This is a genomic window from Asinibacterium sp. OR53 (genome assembly GCF_000515315.1).
Taxonomy (GTDB): Bacteria; Bacteroidota; Bacteroidia; order Chitinophagales; family Chitinophagaceae; genus Sediminibacterium.
Map to the genome: position 1 here is coordinate 2,500,634 of NZ_KI911562.1, position 21,750 is coordinate 2,522,383.

Below are 21,750 nucleotides of genomic sequence, written 5' to 3' on the forward strand. Positions count from 1 at the left end.
CATCCGTTTCGGGGCTTTGGCCGTTAGCTTATATTTGTTTTCATGGCAAACCGTTTAAAAAAGAAAGCGCCATCACCGCCCAGCCCGGAGCAACTAACTCCAGATAAGGAAACACAGGTAACTGTTACCGAAGTGGTGAAAGATGAACGTACTGCCAAGATCATTGGAGCGGTGAGCCTCTTGCTTACAGTCTTTCTTTTCGTAGCATTCACTTCCTATCTCTTCACCTGGCAGGAAGACCAGGATAAAGTATACCGTTTTGGCATTAAAATTTTTGCTACCGATGACGTGCACGTCAGCAACCTCCTGGGTGTATTGGGGGCTTATGTAGCGCACCTGCTTTTTTACAAAGGATTCGGACTGGCATCCTATCTCTTTTGTACTTTCTTCTTTGTGTTGGGGGTTAATCTCCTGTTCGGAAAAAAAATATTCAACCTGGTACGCAACCTCAAATATGTACTCGCAGGTTTACTGGTATTGAGTATGGGTTTTGCGTTTGTAGCGAGAAACAGCAGCTTCTCCTGGGGAGGCGCTGTAGGAGAATTATTGAATGAATGGTTCATCAAATGGATCGGCAATGTAGGTACAGGTTTTTTGCTGCTGTTAGCCTTATTCAGCTATTTTATCTGGCGGTTCAATCCAACTTTTCGTATTCCCGAATGGAAACGCAAACCGGCTGCCGGTACCGACCCGGATATTCATGCAAGTGAAACAGCCGATGAAGCAATGTTTTTAAAAGAATGGAATGATGAAGAAGCGCATACAGGCGAAGAATCACCATTGAGCAATAACCGGTTGAAAGCAGAAGGGAAGGACGTTGTAGTGATCATGCCGCAGGAAAGCCACAACCCGATGAACGAATTTGAAGTGTTGGAAAAAGAAAGTTTGGCAGATATGCCGGAAGAAGCGGCAGTGCCAATGGAGGAAGAGGAGTATGAGGAGGAAGCATCGGAAGAAGAAGTCTATGAAGAGGAAGAAGAAACAGAAGACGATGGATTGGAATTGGAGATCAAAGAAACCCCCGAAGCATCCGGAGAGACGATCAGTGAAACGCCGGGCAAACTGGGCACGAAATACGACGCTACCCTTGATCTGAAAGGATACAAGTTCCCTTCACTTGAATTGTTGGAAACGCATGGCAGTGAAAAGATCGTACATGACCCCGCAGAGTTGGAAACCAATAAGAACCAGATCATCGCTACACTCAAGAATTACGATATCGCCATCCAACGCATAGCAGCTACAGTAGGCCCTACCGTTACTTTGTATGAGATCGTTCCGGCTCCCGGCGTACGCATTAGCCGGATCAAGAACCTGGAAGATGATATCGCATTGAGTCTTGCTGCACTGGGTATCCGCATCATCGCACCCATACCTGGCAAAGGAACCATTGGTATTGAAGTACCCAATGTTCGCAAAACGGTGGTCAGCATGAAGACATTACTGGCCAGTGATAAGTTCCAGTCCAGCTCATTTTCACTGCCCATTGCCATCGGTAAAAAGATCGACAACGATCTCTTCATCGTAGACCTGGCCAGTATGCCCCACCTGCTCATGGCTGGTGCAACGGGACAAGGTAAATCGGTTGGTCTCAATGCCATACTGGTTTCATTGCTCTATAAGAAACATCCTTCACAATTGAAGTTCGTGCTGGTAGACCCCAAGAAAGTGGAATTGAGCCTGTACAGGACCATTGAGAAACATTTCCTGGCCAAATTGCCCGGAGAAGATGAATCCATTATCACAGATACCAAGAAAGTGATCAATACCCTCAATGCGCTTTGCATTGAAATGGATAACCGTTACGATCTGTTGAAAGAAGCAGGCTGTAGGAACATCAGGGAGTACAACGATAAATTCCAGGCCCGCCGCCTCAATCCAGAAAAAGGCCATCAATATTTACCTTTCATTGTGTTGGTAGTGGATGAGTTTGCCGATCTGATCATGACGGCAGGTAAGGAAGTGGAAATGCCGATCGCACGACTGGCGCAGTTGGCGCGAGCAGTGGGTATACACCTGATCATCGCCACGCAAAGGCCTTCGGTGAATATCATTACAGGTACCATCAAAGCCAACTTCCCCGCGCGAATTGCTTTTAAAGTATCGAGCAAAATCGACAGCCGTACCATTCTCGATGCCGGAGGCGCTGAGCAATTGATTGGTAAGGGAGATATGCTGGTGAGCTACAACGGAGAGATCACACGTTTGCAATGCGCGTTCGTTGATACGCCTGAAGTAGAGCATATTTGCGAGTTCATTGGAGAACAAAAAGGGTATCCACATGCTTTCCTGTTACCGGAATATATTGATGAAAAAGACCTGGAAGGCAAAGACTTTGATGTCAACGACCGTGACCCGCTGTTCGAAGATGCAGCGCGGCTGATCGTGCAAAACCAGGTAGGATCTACTTCGCTCATACAACGCCGCATGAAACTGGGCTACAACCGGGCCGGCCGACTCATGGACCAGTTGGAGGCCGCCGGTGTGGTAGGCCCCAACCAGGGAAGCAAAGCCCGCGAAGTGTTGTTCAAAACCGATATGGAATTGCAGGAATTCCTTGATTCATTGGTATAAGCTCTGTTCACTGACGATCATCCACTGTTCACCGATTGATTTAAACTTCTTTTTACCCAAACCATCCTTCCAATGGGGAAATTGTATATTTGCGCCCATTAATTGAAGCATAGCATGAAGAAATATTGTCTTTTCCTGTTTAGTTTGGTATTTGTTATCAGCCAGTCATTTGCACAGAACGACCCCGCCGCTAAAAAAGTACTCGATGCTGTCAGCGCCAAAGTGAGGAGCCTGAAAAGCATTGTTACTACTTTTTCTATACGCCAGTTAACCAGTAAAGGGAAAGATAATGGTACCAAAACAGGACAAATTTCTGTAAAGGGACAAAAATACCTGCTCAAGCAAGGAAGGATGGAAGTGATCTGCGATGGCACTAAAACATATAACTATGATGGTAATAAGACCGTTACAGTAGCCGCAGCAGAAGAACCCGGACAAACACTGACCCCTCAGAAAATATTATCCGGCGCTTACGATAAAGATTTTTCATACAAACTCATGCCTGCCCAGGGCAATTTCCATGTTATTGAATTGCGGCCCCTCGATGCCAGGAAAAACTTCCAGAAAGTAACTGTATATGTAGACAAAGCAAAGAGCCTCATTACCAAAGCAGTGATCCTGGATAAAAGCAATAATACCTTGCAGGTGAGTTTTACCAAGATCAACACTTCAGCTAACCTGGCCGATAACCTCTTTGTTTTCAACAAAGGTAAATATCCCAAAGACGTAGAGATATTGGACTAAAGTAAACGATTACGGATGAAAAAATGGTTGTTCTTTGCCATGACACTTGCGGGCTCTCAAGTGCACGCCCAATATACTGTTCGATTAATTGTCAGTACTGTTGCCACCCGCCAGCAGGAGGATATTTATATCGCGGGTAATTTCAACGGATGGAATCCCAAGGATGAAAACTATAAGTTGAAACCTTATGCTGGTGGCAGAAAGAGCATTGTTGTGAAAGATGTTACTGCCGGTACTTATGCATTCAAGTGCACCCGCGGTAGTTTCGATAAAGTAGAATGCGCTGCCGACGGACGCGATATCAGCGACAGGATCGTGGAGGTCAATAATGATGTGACGCTGGAAATTACCGTTGCCGGATGGAAAGATGATTATCCGGAAAGACCCAAACCATTCACGGCGAGTCCGCAAGTGCGTGTACTCGACACCGCTTTCAGCATTCCGCAACTGGATAGAAAAAGACGCGTTTGGGTATACCTGCCCAAAGGCTATGCAAGTTCCTCTAAAACTTACCCTGTGCTTTATATGCAGGACGGACAAAACCTGTTCAATGAACAAACAGCTGCTTTTGGCGAATGGGGTGTAGATGAATGTCTCGATACTTTGCAGCAACAATTAGGAAAAGAATGCATTGTAGTAGGTATTGATCATGGCGGCACGAGACGCATGACCGAATACAACCCCTACGACAATGATAAATTCGGAACAGGAGAAGGTAAGCGCTATGTAGATTTTCTTGCGCATACATTGAAGCCTTATATCGACAGTAAATACAGAACGCAGAAGGCGTCTGAACATAATTTCATAGCCGGCAGCAGCATGGGCGGATTGATCAGCCTGTATGCGGTGATGCAATATCCGTCAGTGTTTGGCGGCGCCGGCGTATTCTCACCTGCTTTATGGACCGCTCCGGCCATCTATAGCGATCTGGAAAATTTCAGCACACCTACCATGCCTAAATTCTATTTTTATGCAGGTGCCAAGGAAAGTACTACCATGGTCAGCGATATGCAGAAAGCATCGGATATACTCCAGAAAAAACAACGTTATGTTATTCGAAATGTAGTGAACCCGCTTGGACAGCATAATGAAAAATACTGGAGGCAAGAGTTTGCTGCGTTTTACGTCTGGCTCGTGAAGGAGAATTTCTGATTTCGGATTTGATTATACGAGTTGTTCAGCTTAAATCAGAAATGATCAAATCAGAAATCAGACATAATACGTTACTCCCTCAATCGCCAACTGCGTATTCGGAAATGCCTGTATGGTTTCTTCTAAAAACGGTTCCAGGGCTTCATATTTGCTGCTGAAATGGCCAATCAGCAACTTGCTTGCATTGGCCTTTTGGGCAATAGCTGCGGCTTGCAGGGTAGTGGAGTGATAACGTGCAGCCGCCCTTTCTTCCAGGTCTTTCAGATAAGTGGTCTCGTGGTAAAGCAGGCTTACATTTTTTGTTTTATCGGCAATCGATTCATCGTAAATGGTATCTGCGCAGAACGCATAACTTTTTGGAGGAATACCCGGCCGGGTTACCCATTCATTTTTGATTATCTCTCCTGATCTCGTTTCATAATCGAGTCCTTCTTTCAGCCTTTCATAATATGCAGCGGGAATTTGATAAGCCGTTATTTTATCCTTATCGATCTTGCGCGGTTTCTTTTTCTCGCGTATGATAAAACCCCAACAAGGTATACGATGACGGGTAGCAAAACAGGAAACTGAAAATTTGGGATGATCGATCAGCACTCCTTCTTTTTCCAGCGGATGAAAATGCAGCGTGAAAGGCAATGCGGTAGAAGCCACTTCCAATTGCAGATTGATGATGTCTTTCAGGGGAGGGGGCGCATAAATGTGCAGGTCCTGCTCCCTGCCCAGCAAGCCCATACTGGTGATGAGCCCGAGCAGGCCAAAATAATGGTCACCATGCAGATGCGAAATGAATATATGATTGATCTTGCCCCGCTTGACCTTGTACCTGGCCAATTGCATTTGGGTGCCTTCGCCGCAGTCGATCAGGAACAATTGCTCGTTCAATGTTACCACCTGTGCGGTAGGGTGCCGCTCGTAGGCTGGAAGAGCCGAATTATTGCCTAATATGGTAACGCCAAACATAGGAGAATGGTCTGAAAATGAATTAAATACGATGATATAGCTGGTTACAAATAAACAATTTTCCTTTTGTATCTAAAAATACTGCCGCAAATTCTCCATTTTACATTATTCTTCCTAACTTTGCCGCCGAATAAAAAAAGAAAAGAAACCATTCGGAGTCTTATTTAAACATTTTGAGATGCCTTATTTAACCAAAGAAAAAAAAGCAAGCATTTTTGCTGAGTACGGTGGAAAAGCAACCAATACAGGTTCTATCGAAGGACAGGTGGCTTTGCTGACCGAACGAATCACTGAAATTTCCAATCATCTGCAAGCTAACCAAAAAGACCATTCCACACAACGTGGCCTGATGAAAATGGTAGGTCAGCGTAAGCGTTTGCTTGGATACATGCAAAAGCACAACCTGCAGGGTTACCGTGCGCTCATCGAGAAATTAGGTCTGAGAAAATAATTTTTCAGTCATGATAAATCGGCTATTCCCAACTGGTCTTTAAAGCGGTTGGGAATAGTTATTTTTATCGGTCTCCCGTTGATAAGACTTCATTCCTTAACAAAACATCATTATGTTATCACAACCAATCAGTGTGCGTTTCGACCTGGGAGGCAACCGCGAGGTGCTCATCGAAACAGGCAAACTGGCCCGCCAGGCCGACGGTGCTGTAACCGTTCGCCAGGGCAATTGTATTATCCTGGCTACTGTTGTAGCCAACAAGGAGCCGAGAGAAGGACAGGACTTCTTCCCCTTGAGTGTAGATTACCAGGAAAAATTTGCGGCTGCTGGTCGCATTCCTGGCTCTTTCTTTAAACGCGAAGCAAGACTGAATGACTATGAAATATTGACCAGCCGGTTGATCGACCGGGCGCTGCGTCCCCTCTTCCCCGAAGATTATTTCTGCGATGTGCAGGTATTGCTCAGCCTCGTATCAAGCGATGCCGAAGTGATGCCCGATTCGCTGGCCTGCCTGGCAGCATCGGCTGCACTGGCTGTTTCGGATATACCTATCAAAGAAATCATCAGTGAAGTGCGTATTGCACGCATTAAAGGCGAATTTGTGGTGAATCCCACCCGAAGCCAGCTGGAAACAGCAGAACTGGAATTTATCATCGCCGCTACCGAGAAAAACCTGATGATGGTGGAAGGGGAAGCCAAAGAATGTTCTGAAGCTGACTTGGTAAAAGCGCTGGAATTGGCACACGATGCGATCCGCATCCAGATCAAAGCGCAGGAAGAACTGCGGGCTAAAAAAGGTATTACCGCCAAACGCGATTATAAAAAACCGGAAGAGGATGAAGCCCTGAAAGCTAAAGTGGAAGCTTTTGCCAAGGATAAAGTATACCAGATATCCCGAAAAGGTTCTAGTAAACACGAACGTTCTGAAGCCTATAGCCTGCTGAAAGACGAACTAATGGCCAGCCTGGGCGAAGAAGCAACCGATCTGGAAAAGAAACTGACCAAAAAGTACTACGAAGACCTGAAATGGGAAGTGGTGCGTAATATGATCTTAGAAGATCGAATCCGTCTCGATGGCCGTCAGTTAGACCAGGTGCGTCCGCTCGCAATGGAAGTAGATCCCCTGCCCGCACCGCATGGCTCTTCTTTGTTTACCCGTGGTGAGACTCAATCACTTACAACAGTTACTTTTGGTACTGCTTTGGATGATCTACTGATAGAGAGTGCAGCTAAATCGGTTGATTCTAAATTCTACCTGCATTATAATTTTCCTCCTTTCAGCACAGGCGAAGTGAAAATGATGCGCGGGCAGAGCCGCCGCGAAGTAGGTCACGGCAACCTGGCCATGCGTTCGCTGAAACAAATGATGCCTACCGGTGACTATGCTTACACCGTTCGCGTAGTAAGCGATATCCTGGAAAGTAATGGCTCTTCTTCCATGGCTACCGTTTGTGCCGGATCACTGGCATTGATGGATGCTGGCGTACCTATTCCCAAACATGTGAGTGGGGTGGCAATGGGATTGATTACCCGTAACGATGGGAAATATGCGATCCTGACCGATATCCTGGGCGATGAAGATCACCTGGGCGATATGGACTTTAAAGTAACCGGTACCCGCGATGGTATCTGTGGCGTACAGATGGATATTAAGGTAGACGGTCTGAGCATGGATGTGATGCGCGAAGCGCTGGAGCAAGCCAGGAAGGGACGTTTACATATACTTGATGCCATGTACGAATGTATACCGGCTGCAAGGGCTGATGTGAAACCGCATGCGCCACGTATGGTAAAACTGATCATCGACAAAGAATTCATCGGGGCCGTGATAGGACCGGGTGGTAAAGTGATACAGGAAATCCAGCGCGAAACAGGTACTACCATCAATATTGAAGAAGTAGGCAATACAGGTGAAGTGAGCATCTTCTCTCCGGAGAAGAGCGGACTGGACAAAGCCGTAGCCTGGGTAAGAGGCATTGCTGCCGTGCCACAGGTAGGAGATGTATACGAAGGGCCAGTAAAAGGCATCAAGGAATTCGGCGCTTTCGTGGAATTCATGCCCGGCAAACAAGGACTGCTGCACATCAGCGAGATCAGCTGGAAGCGCCTTGAAAGCATGGACGGACTGTTCAAGGAAGGCGATATGGTGAAAGTGAAGCTGGTAGGATTGGACCCTAAAACAGGAAAATTCAAGCTCAGCCGCAAAGTACTGATGCCCAAACCTGAAGGCAGGCCCGAGGGAAAACCCCAGGGAGAAGCCAAAGCAGGAGAACAATAAGATAATTAAAAATTAAAAAGTTGAAAGTCAAAAGTTGCTGGTTCGCTGGCTACTTTTGACTTTTCCATTTTCATTGGAACATGACATCGCAATACCAATGCATTTCGATTCCTGTAACAGATGAGTCAACCAGGGAGCAAATTATTGCCGGGTTGGCCGAGGCAGGTTATGATGGGTTTGAGGAGTTGGAAGAATCGCTGCAGGCCTATGTACCGGACGATATATTTGATGCAAATACGCTCGATGAAATATTGAGTAAGCATAATCTAACATATTCAAAATCAATAATTGAAAAACAAAATTGGAATGCGGTATGGGAATCCAATTTTGAGCCGGTTCAGGTAGAAGATTTTGTAGGGGTGCGGGCGTCTTTTCATCTGCCTTTTACGGGTGTGCAGCATGAAATTGTTATTACCCCCAAAATGAGTTTTGGTACCGGGCACCATGCCACTACTTACCTGGTTATGCAACTGATGCGTGGCATTGGTTTTGAGGCTAAAACAGTGTTTGATTTTGGTACGGGTACGGGTATATTGGCGATACTGGCGGCTAAGCTGGGAGCCAAAGCCATACTGGCAGTGGATAATGATGACTGGTGCATAGAAAATGCCTTGGAGAATACTTCAGTTAATGGCACGCAAAATATTGCAATAGAGAAGGTTAATGATGCAAGATTGAATCAAAAATTTAATATTGTCATCGCTAACATCAATAAAAACATTATCCTGGATAACCTGCCATATTTAGCGGAAGACCTGGAACCGGGAGGAGATGTATTGTTGAGTGGATTGTTAAAAGAAGATGAAGCTGATATAAGGGAAGCTTGCGGTAAAATGGGATGGGTGCATCAAAATACCCTGGAACGTAAGGGGTGGATAGCTTGCTGGTTTCGGCAATAATTATCCCCTAATGGCTTGTTAACTTATTATTATCTTCATTTAAGCTATATTTGTTTCCCCAAACTTCAACCGCCCCCTGATGAACGAATTGTTGCTCATTGTATTAGCTTATTTGATTGGTTCGATACCAACGGCCGTATGGGTAAGCAGGTACTTCTTCGACATTGATATCCGTGACTATGGCAGCGGTAATGCCGGAGCCACCAATACCTTTCGTGTACTCGGCTCCAAATGGGGCAGCTTTGTAATGGTCATCGATATCATCAAAGGCGTGGTTGCCACTTCCCTGTATATTGTATTGCCTTATTACATGGCTGACGAATGGGCCCGCACCAATCTTATGATCGGACTGGGACTCTCTGCCGTGATAGGACATATTTTCCCTATCTGGGCTGGTTTCAGGGGCGGCAAAGGAGTTGCTACTTTATTGGGTATGGCTGTGGCCATCCAACCCCTGGTTGCGATTTGCTGTATCGGTGTTTTTCTTCTTGTTTTATACCTCACGCGTTTTGTATCGCTCAGCTCTATACTGGCAGGTATTTCTTTCATGGTATTCATCCTTTTTATCTTCAATGAAAAGGAACCCCTCTACCGTATTTTTGCCGTATTGGTGGCATTGATGGTGGTGCTCACCCATCAGAAAAACATAGGCCGCATACTCAAAGGAACAGAAAGCAAAGTGCCCATCCTCAAGTACCGCGATCGCCGCAAACAACGGAGAAACGCTGAATAGCCGTTAACCATTTTATTCCTGTTATCTCTTTTTCTCGCCGCAGATTTTTTGGCACGGTTCTTATCTTTGTATTGTATAAACCATTACTATGAAGAAACAAATCAAATTATTGGCAGGCATGAGCGTACTGGTTGCTTTTTCTTCCTGCACACGCAATGCGATCACAGGCCGTAGCCAATTGAACCTTGTACCGGAATCTGAAGTGCAATCGATGGCTTTTAGTCAGTATAAAGAATTCCTTTCCACCAATAAAGTAATATCACCTGCGAGCAATAGAGATGCTGAAATGGTAAAACATGTAGGTAACCGGCTGATCAGCGCCATTACCAACTATTATACTGAAAAGGGAATGAGCAATGAGCTGAGCGGCTATAATTGGGAGATCAACCTGGTGAACGACAAACAGGTGAATGCCTGGTGCATGCCCGGTGGAAAGATTGTGGTGTACAGCGGACTGCTCGCTTATACCAGAAACGAAGATGCATTGGCCATAGTAATGGGACATGAAATTACCCACGCACTGGCCAAACATGGTAACGAAAGGATGAGCCAGGGATTGTTGCAACAGATGGGGGGGGTGGCACTGTCTGTGGCTACTGCAAATAAGCCGGCTGAAACACAAAGCCTGTTCCAGACTGCTTACGGAGTAGGTACAAATGTGGGTATTATGCTGCCCTTTAGCCGCAAGAATGAATTTGAAGCCGATAAATTCGGGCTGATGTTTGCGGCTCTGGCCGGCTACAACCCCCGGGAAGCCATTCCTTTCTGGAAACGGATGGCCGATGCTGGTTCAGGTAATAAACCGCCCGAATTCCTCAGCACGCACCCCAGCGATGAGGCACGTATTGAAAGATTACAAGCGATGATGGACGAAACCGTTAAAAATTATTACCATCCGTCTGGCAAGACTATGAGTAAAAATTGGTACTAATATACCATTTTACACAAGCTAATAAAAAAGCCTCCGATCTAGGAGGCTTTAACATTTTAAAACACTTTAAATCAATTTGTTATGATAATGTTTGAAAAGATTGTTTACATGAATAGAAACTACATGGAAATTGGTAAGCTGATACATCATAAGCATGTGTACAAGTTTTTTGGAATTACTTTTCTTGTAGTGCGTGGAGAATTCTATGATTAACCCAAATGAATGGCAGCGGGATAAACGGGTTTATTCTCCTCCGATTTATCAACCAATATCACTACTATACCAACTTCATTCTCTTTTTCATATTGAGTTATGTTTATAACAGAATACCCTTTACCGATGAGTCTGTTAATTTCTTCGGTTTCCCGAAACTCATGTTCTTTTGAGAAAGGAATTGGTATGGGTATATACTTTGTTTCAGATACCATAAACTTTATTTTTTGATTGAGAAAATATAGTGATTAATGTTTATAAAAACAAATTCAGAACCGAAGCATAGAACACATGGTTGCGATTCTTTTACCATTGTCAGCAGCAAGATGACGTTCACAAAATTTTGATGTGTAATCATCAAATTCATCAAGATCGAAATTTTGCATTTTTTGACTTAAGTAACTGATCAGACTATCCAACTGCGTTTGTAGGAGGTATATATTAGTAAAAACTTGGTTAAACCTGAGGTATTCCATTTTTTGCTGATCGTTCATGGCTTTAAATCTTTCTGACTCTGTCATAGTTGTAAATTTTATTGAGTAAAAAATTGTTTTATAATTCTTCGATGTCTATTCGTGGTATGTTAAAAAATGCTGCTCCTATCCAATAGAATAAGAGTAACGGAATGCATACGAGAGCATGAATGATAGTAAAGCAAAATAGCTTCCATTGTACCACCGTGTACCAATCCGGATCATTATTAAACAGAAAAAGGATAACAATGAAAATAATAACTTCCACAAGAAGTGCTACACAATTCAGTCGCCCGGCGACTCGTAGTTTATTTTCATCTTTTGTAAACAACGCTGCGACGAAATACGCCGCAGCGTAAAAAACATACAAGACAATCTGTCGGCTCCCCTTTATTTTTACCCACGCTTAGTTAGAGTTTTCTAAGATAAGGTTTTTTCGTTCTTCCATCATTTGCGCATACCTGATCGGTGAGAGATAACCTAACGATTTGTGTGGTCGTTCAGTGTTATAGTCGATCCTCCACTCTTCGGTCTGTTCTCTCACTTCTGACAAACGATAAAACAGGTAAGCATTCAATACTTCTCTTCTGATGCTTCCATTCTTCCTTTCTATGTATGCATTTTGTGTGGGTTTCCCCGGTTGAATAAATTGTATCGTAATCTGTCTTTGCTCATCATTGCACCACTCTTCCAGTTTGTGGCTGATAAACTCTGGGCCATTGTCGCAACGGATATTGGCAGGCTTGCCTCGCTGAACAATCAGTCTTTCCAGTACCCTGATCACCCTGAGTGCCGGAAGTGAGGTGTCAACCTCTATCGCCAGCGATTCACGGTTAAAATCATCCATCACATTGAACAATCGGAACCTTCTGCCATCTACGAGCGTGTCGGTCATAAAATCAATGCTCCATACCTGGTTAGGTGCTGTTGGAACGTTTAAGGGTTGCTTTATCCGCTCTGGGAGCCGTTTCTTGCCTCTGCGACGGATATTCAGCTTCATATCTGTGTATACCCGATAGATCCGTTTATGATTCCATTCATGCCCTTTATTCCAAAGACGATAGCAACACTGCCAAAATCCAATGGCAACATGTTTGGTTGTTAAAACCGTCAGTGCATCCTGAACTTCACTGTCATCCTTAGGTTTTGGTTGATACCGGTAGGTGTTGCGGGATATNCCTGCCAGTTCGCACGCCTTACGGTTACTTAACTGCTCTTCTTCCATCAGATGATGAACAGTTTCCCGTTTCGCTTCAGGCGTTAAAACTTTTTTGCGATCAGGTTCTTCATTGCCCGGTTCTCCAGGCTTAACTCCGCCACGATCTTCTTGTACTCACTGATCTCAGCTTCCATCTGCTTCATTTTTACAACATCACTCACTTCCATGCCTCCATACTTAGCCTTCCAATTGTAAAACGTTGCTTCGCTGATACCCATCTCTCGGGCAATCTCTTTAACAGCAATTCCTGATTCCTGTTTCTTCATTGCAGATACAATCTGCGCTTCGGTAAATCTTCCTTTTTTCATGTGTTTCAAAGTTTAAAGTTAACAAGCTTTTGGTCGTTAACTCTAACCTCACATGGGTAACATTCAGGGGAAGCTTACAAATCAATACCCAGATAATTCTAGTCACCTGTTTCATAAACAATGTATTACTCTCTTACCCGTCTCTAATAAGAAGTTATTAAATAAAATCGGCGTGAGACAGTAGCTACTGGTAAGAAGGTACTGGTATACCCACACTCCAAATACACTAAAGCCCACGCCTTGACGTGAGCGTTCAGCTTATTTATTTTGGAGTGTTTAAAAATTACCAGTTTTTCTTACCCAAAAAATAGCTAACGCTAATTATGTATGTCGTTCTCTGTTGTTATATCAAATTCAAAAATTTGGTTTAAAAGTAATCATTAACAAATTTATGTAATAGTTAAAAATCCTAAAAACTGAGAGGATCACTCTCAGTAACACGTACTAATGATTAAAATAATCCCAATAGTGTTATTGCTTTTATGGCTAACTCTATCAATTTGATGAGTGCATCGATTATAAGCATAAAAATCGATGTTTTTGTTTTCTGCTTTTTAGGCATTCAAAACGATAGATGAGGGGTTTGATTTGTCCTTATCCATCGGGTAGCCTCCCAAACAAATGATGAAGCCGTCTAGCGTCTAAGTTATCCTAAAAAAGAAAGGGAGGCTACCTTTAATTTTAAGAATATCTTTACACTTATTATTACAATTAGTGTAAACATCTGCTTATCTTTGTGAAGTAAATTCACAATATGTTTTCAGCCACACCATTTAAAAGCATCCTTGAACTGATAAAAGCATTTCCAGATGAGCAATCATGTATTGATCATTTGGAAAGAGTATTGTGGGATGGAACGCCGGTATCTCCTTTCGATCCCGCGTCACAGGTATACAAGTGTAAAAACAATAGATATAAATGCAAGAACACCAACAAATATTTCAATGTAAAAATAGGTACCATTTTCGAAGGAACTAAAATTTCTTTGCAGGTATGGTATATGGCTATGTATATTTTTTCTTCTCACAAGAAGGGGATCAGTTCACACCAGTTAGCAAAAGACTTAGACGTTACACAAAAGACAGCATGGTTCATTCTTGAACGCTTACGCGAAGCAATGAATACAGAATCCTTCAAAGAAGAAATGGAAGGTGTAATAGAAGTGGACGAAACATTTGTTGGTGGTAAAAACAGAAACAGACACCATGATAAGAAAGTGAAAAACAGTCAGGGTCGATCTTTCAAAGATAAGACCCCTGTTGTAGGTTTACTTAATCGCGAAGGCAATGTAAGATGTTTTGTTGTACCGGATACATCAATTGAAAGTGTGCAGCCAATTGTAAGAGAAAATGTAAAGAAGGGTAGCATTGTAATCTCCGACGAGTGGAAGGCGTATAAGGGTCTCAACAATGATTATACTCACATGGTAGTTGAGCACGGTAAAGGTCAATATGTAAACGACGAAGGAGGTACAACCAATAGCATTGAGAACGTATGGAGCAATTTCAAAAAAGGTATAATAGGCATATATCACAACAGACCAACAAGGAAGCATTTACAGGGGTATGCAGATGAATTTGCATTTAGGTATAATACCCGCAAAGATTCTACCGATGGTAGATTTAATGTACTTTTATCGGAAACGAAGGGTAAGAGATTAACCTATCAAAACCTCATTGCAAAATGACACCGAAGATATTATACCTCGAACTGTTGGATACCTTTTACAAACTAAAGGGGTGGGAAAATAAAACACTTGGCCAAGTAAAAGAACACCAGGAAGAAGCGGATCAAGAACTGTTCAGACTTGTTATGGAAGGAATGGTAGAAAAGGAAATAGGGGCTATCATAAAAGCACTTGGTATAAAGTCTATTACTTCTTTTGAATCTTTCCTTGATTATCAACCTATCTATACAGAAGCAATAAAGATGCTTACCATAATGCAACTATCAAATAATATGAAGGAGTTTCAAGCGATGAATGCTAAGTTGAAAAAGAACTCTCAAAAAGAAAAACCATCTAAAGAATTAACTGATTTTGATAAACTCGTGAAAGCTTTTGCAAGTGTTCCTAAATCGGAAATATTAAAGAAAAAGAAAGGAGACAAATAAGTCCCTTTCTTTTTTATCAGATTGGTGTAAACTGCTATATTAATACCTAAAAATTAATATATAATAGGCGAAAAACCGAGAAAATACGTTAAAAAACGCGGCAAATAGGCAAATTTGCTGCGTTTTTCTTTGCATACCCGGTAACATTTTTTTAACTTTGCACTCCATATTACATTCCCCTGAAATCTATTTTAGGCATGTCAAATCAGAGTTTGTTTGAAAAGCTGCAGTTAAAAGATGAGAAGACCCTTTTGATTCAAGGTCTGCCTTCTTCCATCGAAAAACAGTTTACCAAGTTGTCTTATGCCAAGAATGTCACGCCTTTATTGAAGACCAAGAAGGTAGATTTTGTACTGCTTTTTGTACTCAGCCAGTGCCAGTTGAATAATGTGCTTAAGGATATATTCCCGGCGTTGCATGATGACAGCAAATTGTGGGTGGCTTATCCCAAAACCACCAGCAAGATCGTTAGTGACCTCAACCGCGATTGCAGTTGGGAATTGCTCACGCAAAGCGAATACGAATCGGTACGGCAGGTAGCGCTCGATCATGTTTGGAGTGCCATCCGGTTCAAGAAGACCGATAAAATACCCAACCGCAGCCGCGCATTTGCCGAAATGAAAAACGAGCCGGCCAACGGCATCGATTTTGAAAAAAGGCTTGTGGTTCCGCCCGTTGAACTAGATAAATTGTTCGCCCGGCATAGCGATGCCCGTGAATTCTTTTCTTCACTCTCCTTCACCAACCAAAAAGAATACGTGAGTTGGATAGAAGGTGCTAAAAAAGAAGAAACCCGGAAACGCAGGCTGGAAACGGCGTTGGAGAAACTCCTTGCCGGGAAGAAAAACCCTTCGGAGAAATAAGTTATTTCAAAATCACTGTTCCGATTTTTTTCGTCAGTTCGGTTTCAATTGCTTTCAGGTGCTTGTGCACTTCCAGTAAGCGTTTGAAATCATCAAAGCCGGCTGTCTCCATATCGCGCTGGTTTTCTTCGAACATTTTTTTAATCTTGCGCAGCTTGAAATAATTTACGCTCATCAGCACATCCTGGTGCATGGTATCGCGATTGAGGATGTTCATGCCTTCCATCACTTCATCCCATTTCTGGCTCAGTTCGTAAGGAGGCAAAGTGATGCCCGTTACCAACTGGCGTATGGTTTCATCATCGTGGTAAAGCAGTTTTTTGGGATTGGGCTCCAACCCCTGGTAATATTGCGATTTATAGGTTTCGTATAATTTTTCCAAATGCAGTGTTTCGATATGGAATTGTTCCAGTTCTTCAAAAATATACTCGGCTACAGCGCGTGTTTCATCCCATGAACGAAGACCATATTCCAGCAATACCCGCAAAACATTCCGCTCATGCGCTTCGTCCTGTAAAAAGAGCTGCTGGGTTTCATCGGGTATATTTTCTGGTTGTTGGCCGGTTGATTCAAATGCCTGTTGCCTGTTGCTTTCGAAAGGCAGTTGTTTTTCTTCTTTGGCCAGGCGCTCGCGCTTGTATTTGTTTACCAGGGTGGTGAGGCCATTCTCATCAATACGTAAGATGCCGGCACACTGGCGGATATAATCCTGCAGCTTGGTAAAATCCTCCACCCGGTTGATCCGGCTCAGGGTTTCGGCTACCTGGTTTACCACATTGCTTTTCTTCGTTACATCGCCACCCGCTTCCCGCAACATGACTTCGAGCTGGAAAATGATGAAGTCCTTTTTAGCCGCTGCTACGAATTCGTTGAAAGCTTTTGCTCCCACTTTATTTACATAGCTGTCTGGATCTTCATTATCCGGTATCAGTACCAGGCGTACATCGAGACCTTCTTCCAGGGCCATGTCTAGCCCCCGCAATGCAGCTTTCACACCGGCATTATCGCCATCATAAATAATGGTAAGATTGTTCGTGTATTTTTTAATCAGCCGTAGTTGATCGGTTGTAAGCGAAGTGCCGCCACTGGCTACTACGTTCTCAATACCCGCCTGGTGCAGGCTGATGACATCGGTATATCCTTCCACCAGCAAACATTCATCGGCTTTATCGATGGCCATCCGCGCAAAATAAGAGCCGTACAGGATCTTGCTTTTTACATACAGCTCATTTTCTGGCGTGTTGATGTACTTCGGTGCGCGGTCGTTTTTGCCAATGATGCGGGCACCGAAGCCGATGATCTTGCCGGAGATATTATGGATGGGGAAGATGATGCGGCCGCGATAGTTATCTACCAACTCGTTGTTGTTGCGAACCGAGACCAGTCCGGTTTTGGGTAATAATTCCGCGTTGAACTGGTTGGCCAGCAAAGCTTTGGTAAGCGTATCTTTTGTATCAGGGTTATAACCCAATTGGAATTTATCGATCACGGTATCCCGGAACCCGCGCTCACGGAGATAAGAAAGTGCGATGGCTTTACCATTATCGGTATGCAGGAGTTGCTCGGTAAAGAATTTCTGCGCAAAATTATTGATCACGTAGAGGCTGTCGGCCGTTTGCAGGAACTGCTTTTGCTCGGCGCTGGTTTCGGTTTCCTCTACTTCTATATGGTATCGGGCAGCCAGCCAGCGAAGGGCTTCCACATAGCTGTATTTTTCATGCTCCATCAGGAAAGTGATGGTATTACCACTTTTTCCGCAGCCAAAACATTTGTAGATTTCCTTAGAAGGCGATACCGTAAAAGAAGGACCTTTCTCATTGTGAAAGGGGCAGAGGCCGATATAATTGGTGCCCCTCTTTTTGAGTTTTACGAATTCACCTACCACATCAATGATGTCTATCCGGTTGGTGATCTGTTGTATGGTATGCTGGCTGATCATGGGCAGGAAGGCGAAGTTAGTGTACCTGATTAATTATTATTCCCTATTTTTATTCATGCTTAAAAAAGAACGACAGGCTTTCATCATTCAGCAAATCAACATACATAATAAGGTGTTGTCGTCTGACCTGAGTGTACAATTGAATGTTTCCGAAGATACCGTACGAAGGGATCTCCAGGAGTTATCCGAGGAAGGTAAACTGATCAAAGTACACGGCGGTGCCCTCTCGAAGTCTTTTCATTTTACGCTGGAAACCAATACCATCTATTCCCAGCCCGAAAAAAGAAGCATCGCTTACAAAGCGGTACAGATGATCCACGACGGGATGCTGGTGCTGCTCTCCGGTGGAACCACCATACGGGAGTTGGTAAAAGCCCTGCCACCAGAGTTGAATGCCACATTCATTACAGTAAGCGTACCCATTGCGCTGGCGCTCCTGGAGCACCCCAACAGCGAAGTGATCTTTTTAGGGAATAAAATATCCAAGAACGCACAAATGTCCGTCGGTGCGGAAGTGGTGCAGCGGTTGTCCGGTATTCGTGCCGACCTGTGCATCCTCGGTACCAACAGCATCGATGCCAACCAGGGTATTACCGACCTGGAGTGGGAGATCATTGAAGTAAAAAGAGCCATGGTCAAAGCTTCTTATAAGACCGTTTCACTGGCCATTGCCGAAAAACTTAATACCGTACAGCGCCTCCAGGTATGCAAGCCAGAAGAGATCGATGTACTCATCACCGAACTGGAGCCTTCAGACCCTATTTTAAGGGCTTACCACGACAAGGGTATTATCGTGCTTTGATCAACAAACCTTTGTGGAGTTAGATATCATCATCACTAAGTAATTCCCGTTCTATTTCTTCCATCTGCACAATATCCCATGCTTCGCTTTCGGTGGGGGTAATATTCATCGTGTCCAGCAGATCTGCATCAGCGAAAACCGCTTCTATAGGCTCCTGCAGACAGCAAATCACAAATGAAGCATTTTTTTCATAGAATTCTTGCTGGAGGTTTGCCAGAAAGCTAGCGTCTGATGTATGGATGGATGATACCTGCCGGAGATTAAGCACAATATTTTTAACAGGACCCTCCAGCTTTTCGAGCGACTTTTCGCGTATCTCGGCTGCTATATTGGCAGTAAGTTCCGCCGGAATTGGCGTTACAACGGTAAATTTCTCCTTGGTATCAATTTTGACTTCCATTTATTGTAAATTTAGATTAACAGTTGTGTATAAGTGCCACACAACTTCGGTCAAAAATATTCGTTATAATTGTATAAATCCAATCTAGGTTATGGATAATAATTTTTCAGCACAGGTTAAAGAGATCATTTCTTTCAGCAGGGAAGAGGCGTTACGTCTGGGGAATGACTTCATCGGAACAGAACACCTATTATTGGGTTTGATTCGCGACGGAGATAATACCGCTATCAAGGTCCTGAAGCAACTCAATATTGATCTTTATGAATTACGCAAAGAAGTAGAACTTGCCGTCAAAGACAAGACGGGAAAGAATATTGCCAACATCAACAGCCTGCCGCTAACCAAGCAGGCCGAGAAAGTAATAAGAGTAACCGTTCTCGAAGCAAAAGCGCTGAAGAGTCCGCTGGTAGAGACCGAGCACCTGATGTTGAGCATCCTCAAGAACAAAGAAAATATTGCCACCCAGATACTGAACCAATTCGATGTTGACTATGATCTTTTCCGCAATGAGTTGGGTATGGTAGGTACTACCAACCCGAATCCGCGGAGCGAGTTCACCGACGAAAACGAAGACGAATTCGACGAAGAAAAACGCGCTTCCGGATATCAGCAACAAAGGTCAGGCAAACAGGCAGGCAATGCCAAGAGCAAAACGCCGGTACTGGATAATTTCGGAAGGGATATCACCAGGCTGGCAGAAGCCGGTAACCTCGACCCCATCGTGGGCCGTGAAGCTGAGATCGAAAGGGTGAGCCAGATTCTTAGCCGCCGTAAAAAGAACAATCCTATTCTCATTGGTGAGCCGGGTGTGGGTAAAACAGCCATCGTAGAGGGACTGGCCCTGCGCATTGTGCAACGCAAAGTGAGCCGGGTGTTGTTTGATAAAAGGGTTATTTCGCTTGACCTGGCTGCATTGGTGGCCGGCACTAAATACCGCGGCCAGTTCGAAGAGCGCATGAAAGCGATCATGAATGAACTGGAGAAGAATAGGGATGTAATACTCTTTATAGATGAGATACATACCATTGTTGGTGCAGGTGGCGCGAGTGGATCACTTGATGCATCGAATATTTTCAAACCGGCGCTGGCCAGGGGAGAACTCCAATGCATTGGCGCTTCCACACTCGATGAATACCGCATGTACATTGAAAAAGACGGTGCATTAGACAGGCGTTTCCAGAAAGTGCTGGTTGAACCACCGAGCGTAGAAGACACCATTACCATTCTCAACAACATCAAAGCCAAATACGAGGACTTCCACAATGTATCGTATTCAGATGATGCCATTGAAGCGTGTGTAAAACTCAGCGACCGCTATATGACGGACAGGCTGCTGCCCGATAAAGCCATCGATGTGTTGGATGAAGTGGGTGCACGCGTTCACCTCAAGAACATCAATGTACCGGAGAACATCGTAGAGCTGGAGAAAAAAATTGAAGAAGTCAAGAACGAAAAAAATAAAGTAGTCAAGAGCCAGCGTTTTGAAGAAGCTGCTTCTTTGCGTGACACGGAAAAAAGATTGGGAGAAGAGCTGGAAAAAGCCAAGACTTTGTGGGAGGAAGAGAGCAAACACAAACGTTACCCGATCTCCGAAGAAAACATTGCCGAAGTGGTGAGCATGATGACGGGCATACCGGTGAAACGCATGGTACAGGCCGAGACCGAGAAACTGCGCCGCATGAGTGAAGACATGAAAGCGATGGTGGTTGGCCAGGATGAAGCGATTCTCAAAGTAGTGAAAGCCATCCAGCGTAACCGAGTGGGACTCAAAGACCCGAAAAAACCCATTGGTACTTTTATATTCCTGGGACCTACCGGTGTGGGTAAAACCGAACTGGCACGTGCACTGGCGCGCTATATGTTCGATTCGGAAGATTCACTCATACGCATCGACATGAGCGAATACATGGAGAAGTTCACTGTAAGCCGGTTGATAGGCGCCCCTCCCGGTTATGTAGGATATGAAGAAGGCGGACAGCTCACTGAAAAAGTGCGCAGGAAACCTTATTGTGTGATCCTGCTGGATGAGATTGAAAAAGCACACCCCGATATCTACAACATCCTGTTGCAGGTACTGGATGATGGACAACTGACCGATGGACTGGGAAGAAAAGTGGATTTCAAGAATACATTGATCATCATGACTTCCAATATCGGTGTGCGTCAACTGAAAGAATTTGGCGATGGTGTAGGATTTGCTACTGCTACGCGTATACAGAACGCAGAGGATAACAACAAAGCAGTGATAGAAAAAGCGCTCAAGCGTACTTTCTCTCCTGAATTCCTCAACCGTATCGACGATGTGGTGGTATTCAACACCCTCACAAGGGAGCACATCTTCAGCATTATCGACATACTGATGAAAGGTGTTTCGAAACGCCTCCAAAACCTGGGCTTCTCACTGGAGCTCACAGATGCCGCTAAGGATTTTATTGCCGATAAAGGATATGACTCTCAGTTTGGAGCCAGACCGCTGCACAGGGCCATCCAGAAATACCTGGAAGATCCACTGGCAGAAGAAATACTCAACCTGAACATCAAGCAGGGTGATGTATTGGTTGCCGATCTCGACAAAGAATCAGGTAAACTGACATTCGATTTCCGTAAGCGCGTGGAAGAAGGAGCGAATGTGTAAAGAGAAAGTAAGTACTGGTTATATCAAGCCGCTTCAATTAAAAACTGAAGCGGTTTTTGTTTTC

19 protein-coding genes are annotated in these 21,750 nt (G+C 44.1%); 13 read left to right on the forward strand and 6 right to left on the reverse strand.

The window, feature by feature from the left end; genetic code table 11:
* Positions 1–42 precede the first annotated feature (42 nt).
* The 3 genes from SEDOR53_RS0111175 to SEDOR53_RS0111190 all read left to right on the forward strand — a co-directional run bounded on the left by SEDOR53_RS0111175 (position 43) and on the right by SEDOR53_RS0111190 (position 4,470).
* Complete coding sequence (locus tag SEDOR53_RS0111175; protein ID WP_026769801.1) at positions 43–2,574, forward strand: DNA translocase FtsK; 2,532 nt, start codon at positions 43–45, stop codon at positions 2,572–2,574.
* A gap of 114 nt (positions 2,575–2,688) precedes the next feature.
* Positions 2,689–3,318, forward strand: a complete 630-nt coding sequence (locus SEDOR53_RS0111185) for an outer membrane lipoprotein carrier protein LolA (protein WP_026769802.1) — start codon at positions 2,689–2,691, stop codon at positions 3,316–3,318.
* 15 nt (positions 3,319–3,333) lie between these two features.
* Complete coding sequence (locus SEDOR53_RS0111190) at positions 3,334–4,470, forward strand: alpha/beta hydrolase (RefSeq protein WP_026769803.1); 1,137 nt, start codon at positions 3,334–3,336, stop codon at positions 4,468–4,470.
* A gap of 57 nt (positions 4,471–4,527) precedes the next feature.
* Here SEDOR53_RS0111190 and SEDOR53_RS0111195 read toward each other — a convergent pair whose 3' ends face one another.
* Positions 4,528–5,430, reverse strand: a complete 903-nt coding sequence (locus SEDOR53_RS0111195; RefSeq protein WP_026769804.1) for a ribonuclease Z — start codon at positions 5,428–5,430, stop codon at positions 4,528–4,530.
* A 178-nt stretch (positions 5,431–5,608) separates the two neighbouring features.
* Here SEDOR53_RS0111195 and rpsO point away from each other — a divergent pair, with 178 nt between their 5' ends.
* From rpsO to SEDOR53_RS0111220, 5 genes are all read left to right on the forward strand, one after another.
* Positions 5,609–5,881, forward strand: a complete 273-nt coding sequence (rpsO, locus tag SEDOR53_RS0111200; RefSeq protein WP_026769805.1) for a 30S ribosomal protein S15 — start codon at positions 5,609–5,611, stop codon at positions 5,879–5,881.
* Between the two features lie 112 nt (positions 5,882–5,993).
* On the forward strand, positions 5,994–8,159 hold the full coding sequence (pnp, locus tag SEDOR53_RS0111205; RefSeq protein ID WP_026769806.1) for a polyribonucleotide nucleotidyltransferase: 2,166 nt from the start codon (positions 5,994–5,996) through the stop codon (positions 8,157–8,159).
* A gap of 80 nt (positions 8,160–8,239) precedes the next feature.
* Positions 8,240–9,058: a 50S ribosomal protein L11 methyltransferase gene (gene prmA / locus SEDOR53_RS0111210; protein ID WP_070415563.1), complete on the forward strand. Its 819-nt coding sequence runs from the start codon at positions 8,240–8,242 to the stop codon at positions 9,056–9,058.
* Positions 9,059–9,137: 79 nt separating this feature from the next.
* The gene (gene plsY / locus SEDOR53_RS0111215; protein WP_026769808.1) at positions 9,138–9,791 is read left to right on the forward strand and encodes a glycerol-3-phosphate 1-O-acyltransferase PlsY; all 654 of its coding nucleotides are present in this window, start codon (positions 9,138–9,140) and stop codon (positions 9,789–9,791) included.
* Positions 9,792–9,879: 88 nt separating this feature from the next.
* Complete coding sequence (locus SEDOR53_RS0111220; RefSeq protein ID WP_026769809.1) at positions 9,880–10,722, forward strand: M48 family metallopeptidase; 843 nt, start codon at positions 9,880–9,882, stop codon at positions 10,720–10,722.
* Between the two features lie 209 nt (positions 10,723–10,931).
* Here SEDOR53_RS0111220 and SEDOR53_RS0111230 read toward each other — a convergent pair whose 3' ends face one another.
* From SEDOR53_RS0111230 to SEDOR53_RS0111245, 3 genes are all read right to left on the reverse strand, one after another.
* Entirely contained in the window at positions 10,932–11,150 is a 219-nt protein-coding gene (locus tag SEDOR53_RS0111230) for a hypothetical protein (RefSeq protein ID WP_026769810.1), read from the reverse strand.
* Positions 11,151–11,204: 54 nt separating this feature from the next.
* Positions 11,205–11,456, reverse strand: coding sequence for a hypothetical protein (locus tag SEDOR53_RS0111235; protein ID WP_026769811.1), 252 nt, complete (start codon positions 11,454–11,456; stop codon positions 11,205–11,207).
* Between the two features lie 358 nt (positions 11,457–11,814).
* Positions 11,815–12,935, reverse strand: a protein-coding gene (locus SEDOR53_RS0111245; RefSeq protein WP_369751278.1) for an IS3 family transposase whose coding sequence is annotated in 2 segments (ribosomal slippage) — positions 11,815–12,674 and positions 12,674–12,935 — 1,122 coding nt in all. Because the reading frame shifts where the segments join, the coding sequence is not laid out codon by codon here.
* Positions 12,936–13,689: 754 nt separating this feature from the next.
* Between SEDOR53_RS0111245 and SEDOR53_RS0111260 the strand changes: the two genes are divergently transcribed.
* The 3 genes from SEDOR53_RS0111260 to SEDOR53_RS18590 all read left to right on the forward strand — a co-directional run bounded on the left by SEDOR53_RS0111260 (position 13,690) and on the right by SEDOR53_RS18590 (position 15,910).
* Positions 13,690–14,622, forward strand: coding sequence for an IS1595 family transposase (locus SEDOR53_RS0111260; RefSeq protein WP_026769813.1), 933 nt, complete (start codon positions 13,690–13,692; stop codon positions 14,620–14,622).
* Positions 14,619–15,047, forward strand: coding sequence for a hypothetical protein (locus SEDOR53_RS0111265; RefSeq protein WP_026769814.1), 429 nt, complete (start codon positions 14,619–14,621; stop codon positions 15,045–15,047). The genes SEDOR53_RS0111260 and SEDOR53_RS0111265 overlap by 4 nt, the downstream gene beginning before the upstream one ends.
* Before the next feature lie 197 nt (positions 15,048–15,244).
* A complete protein-coding gene (locus SEDOR53_RS18590) occupies positions 15,245–15,910 on the forward strand; it encodes a YdeI family protein (RefSeq protein ID WP_051348035.1) in 666 nt (221 codons plus the stop codon).
* A 1-nt stretch (position 15,911) separates the two neighbouring features.
* Here SEDOR53_RS18590 and dnaG read toward each other — a convergent pair whose 3' ends face one another.
* Complete coding sequence (gene dnaG, locus SEDOR53_RS0111275; RefSeq protein WP_026769815.1) at positions 15,912–17,849, reverse strand: DNA primase; 1,938 nt, start codon at positions 17,847–17,849, stop codon at positions 15,912–15,914.
* 55 nt (positions 17,850–17,904) lie between these two features.
* Here dnaG and SEDOR53_RS0111280 point away from each other — a divergent pair, with 55 nt between their 5' ends.
* Complete coding sequence (locus SEDOR53_RS0111280; RefSeq protein ID WP_026769816.1) at positions 17,905–18,651, forward strand: DeoR/GlpR family DNA-binding transcription regulator; 747 nt, start codon at positions 17,905–17,907, stop codon at positions 18,649–18,651.
* A gap of 19 nt (positions 18,652–18,670) precedes the next feature.
* On the opposite strand, the gene SEDOR53_RS0111285 is transcribed toward SEDOR53_RS0111280, so the two are convergent.
* The gene (locus SEDOR53_RS0111285) at positions 18,671–19,051 is read right to left on the reverse strand and encodes an STAS domain-containing protein (RefSeq protein ID WP_026769817.1); all 381 of its coding nucleotides are present in this window, start codon (positions 19,049–19,051) and stop codon (positions 18,671–18,673) included.
* 91 nt (positions 19,052–19,142) lie between these two features.
* Between SEDOR53_RS0111285 and SEDOR53_RS0111290 the strand changes: the two genes are divergently transcribed.
* Complete coding sequence (locus SEDOR53_RS0111290) at positions 19,143–21,686, forward strand: ATP-dependent Clp protease ATP-binding subunit (protein WP_026769818.1); 2,544 nt, start codon at positions 19,143–19,145, stop codon at positions 21,684–21,686.
* Positions 21,687–21,750: the final 64 nt, after the last annotated feature.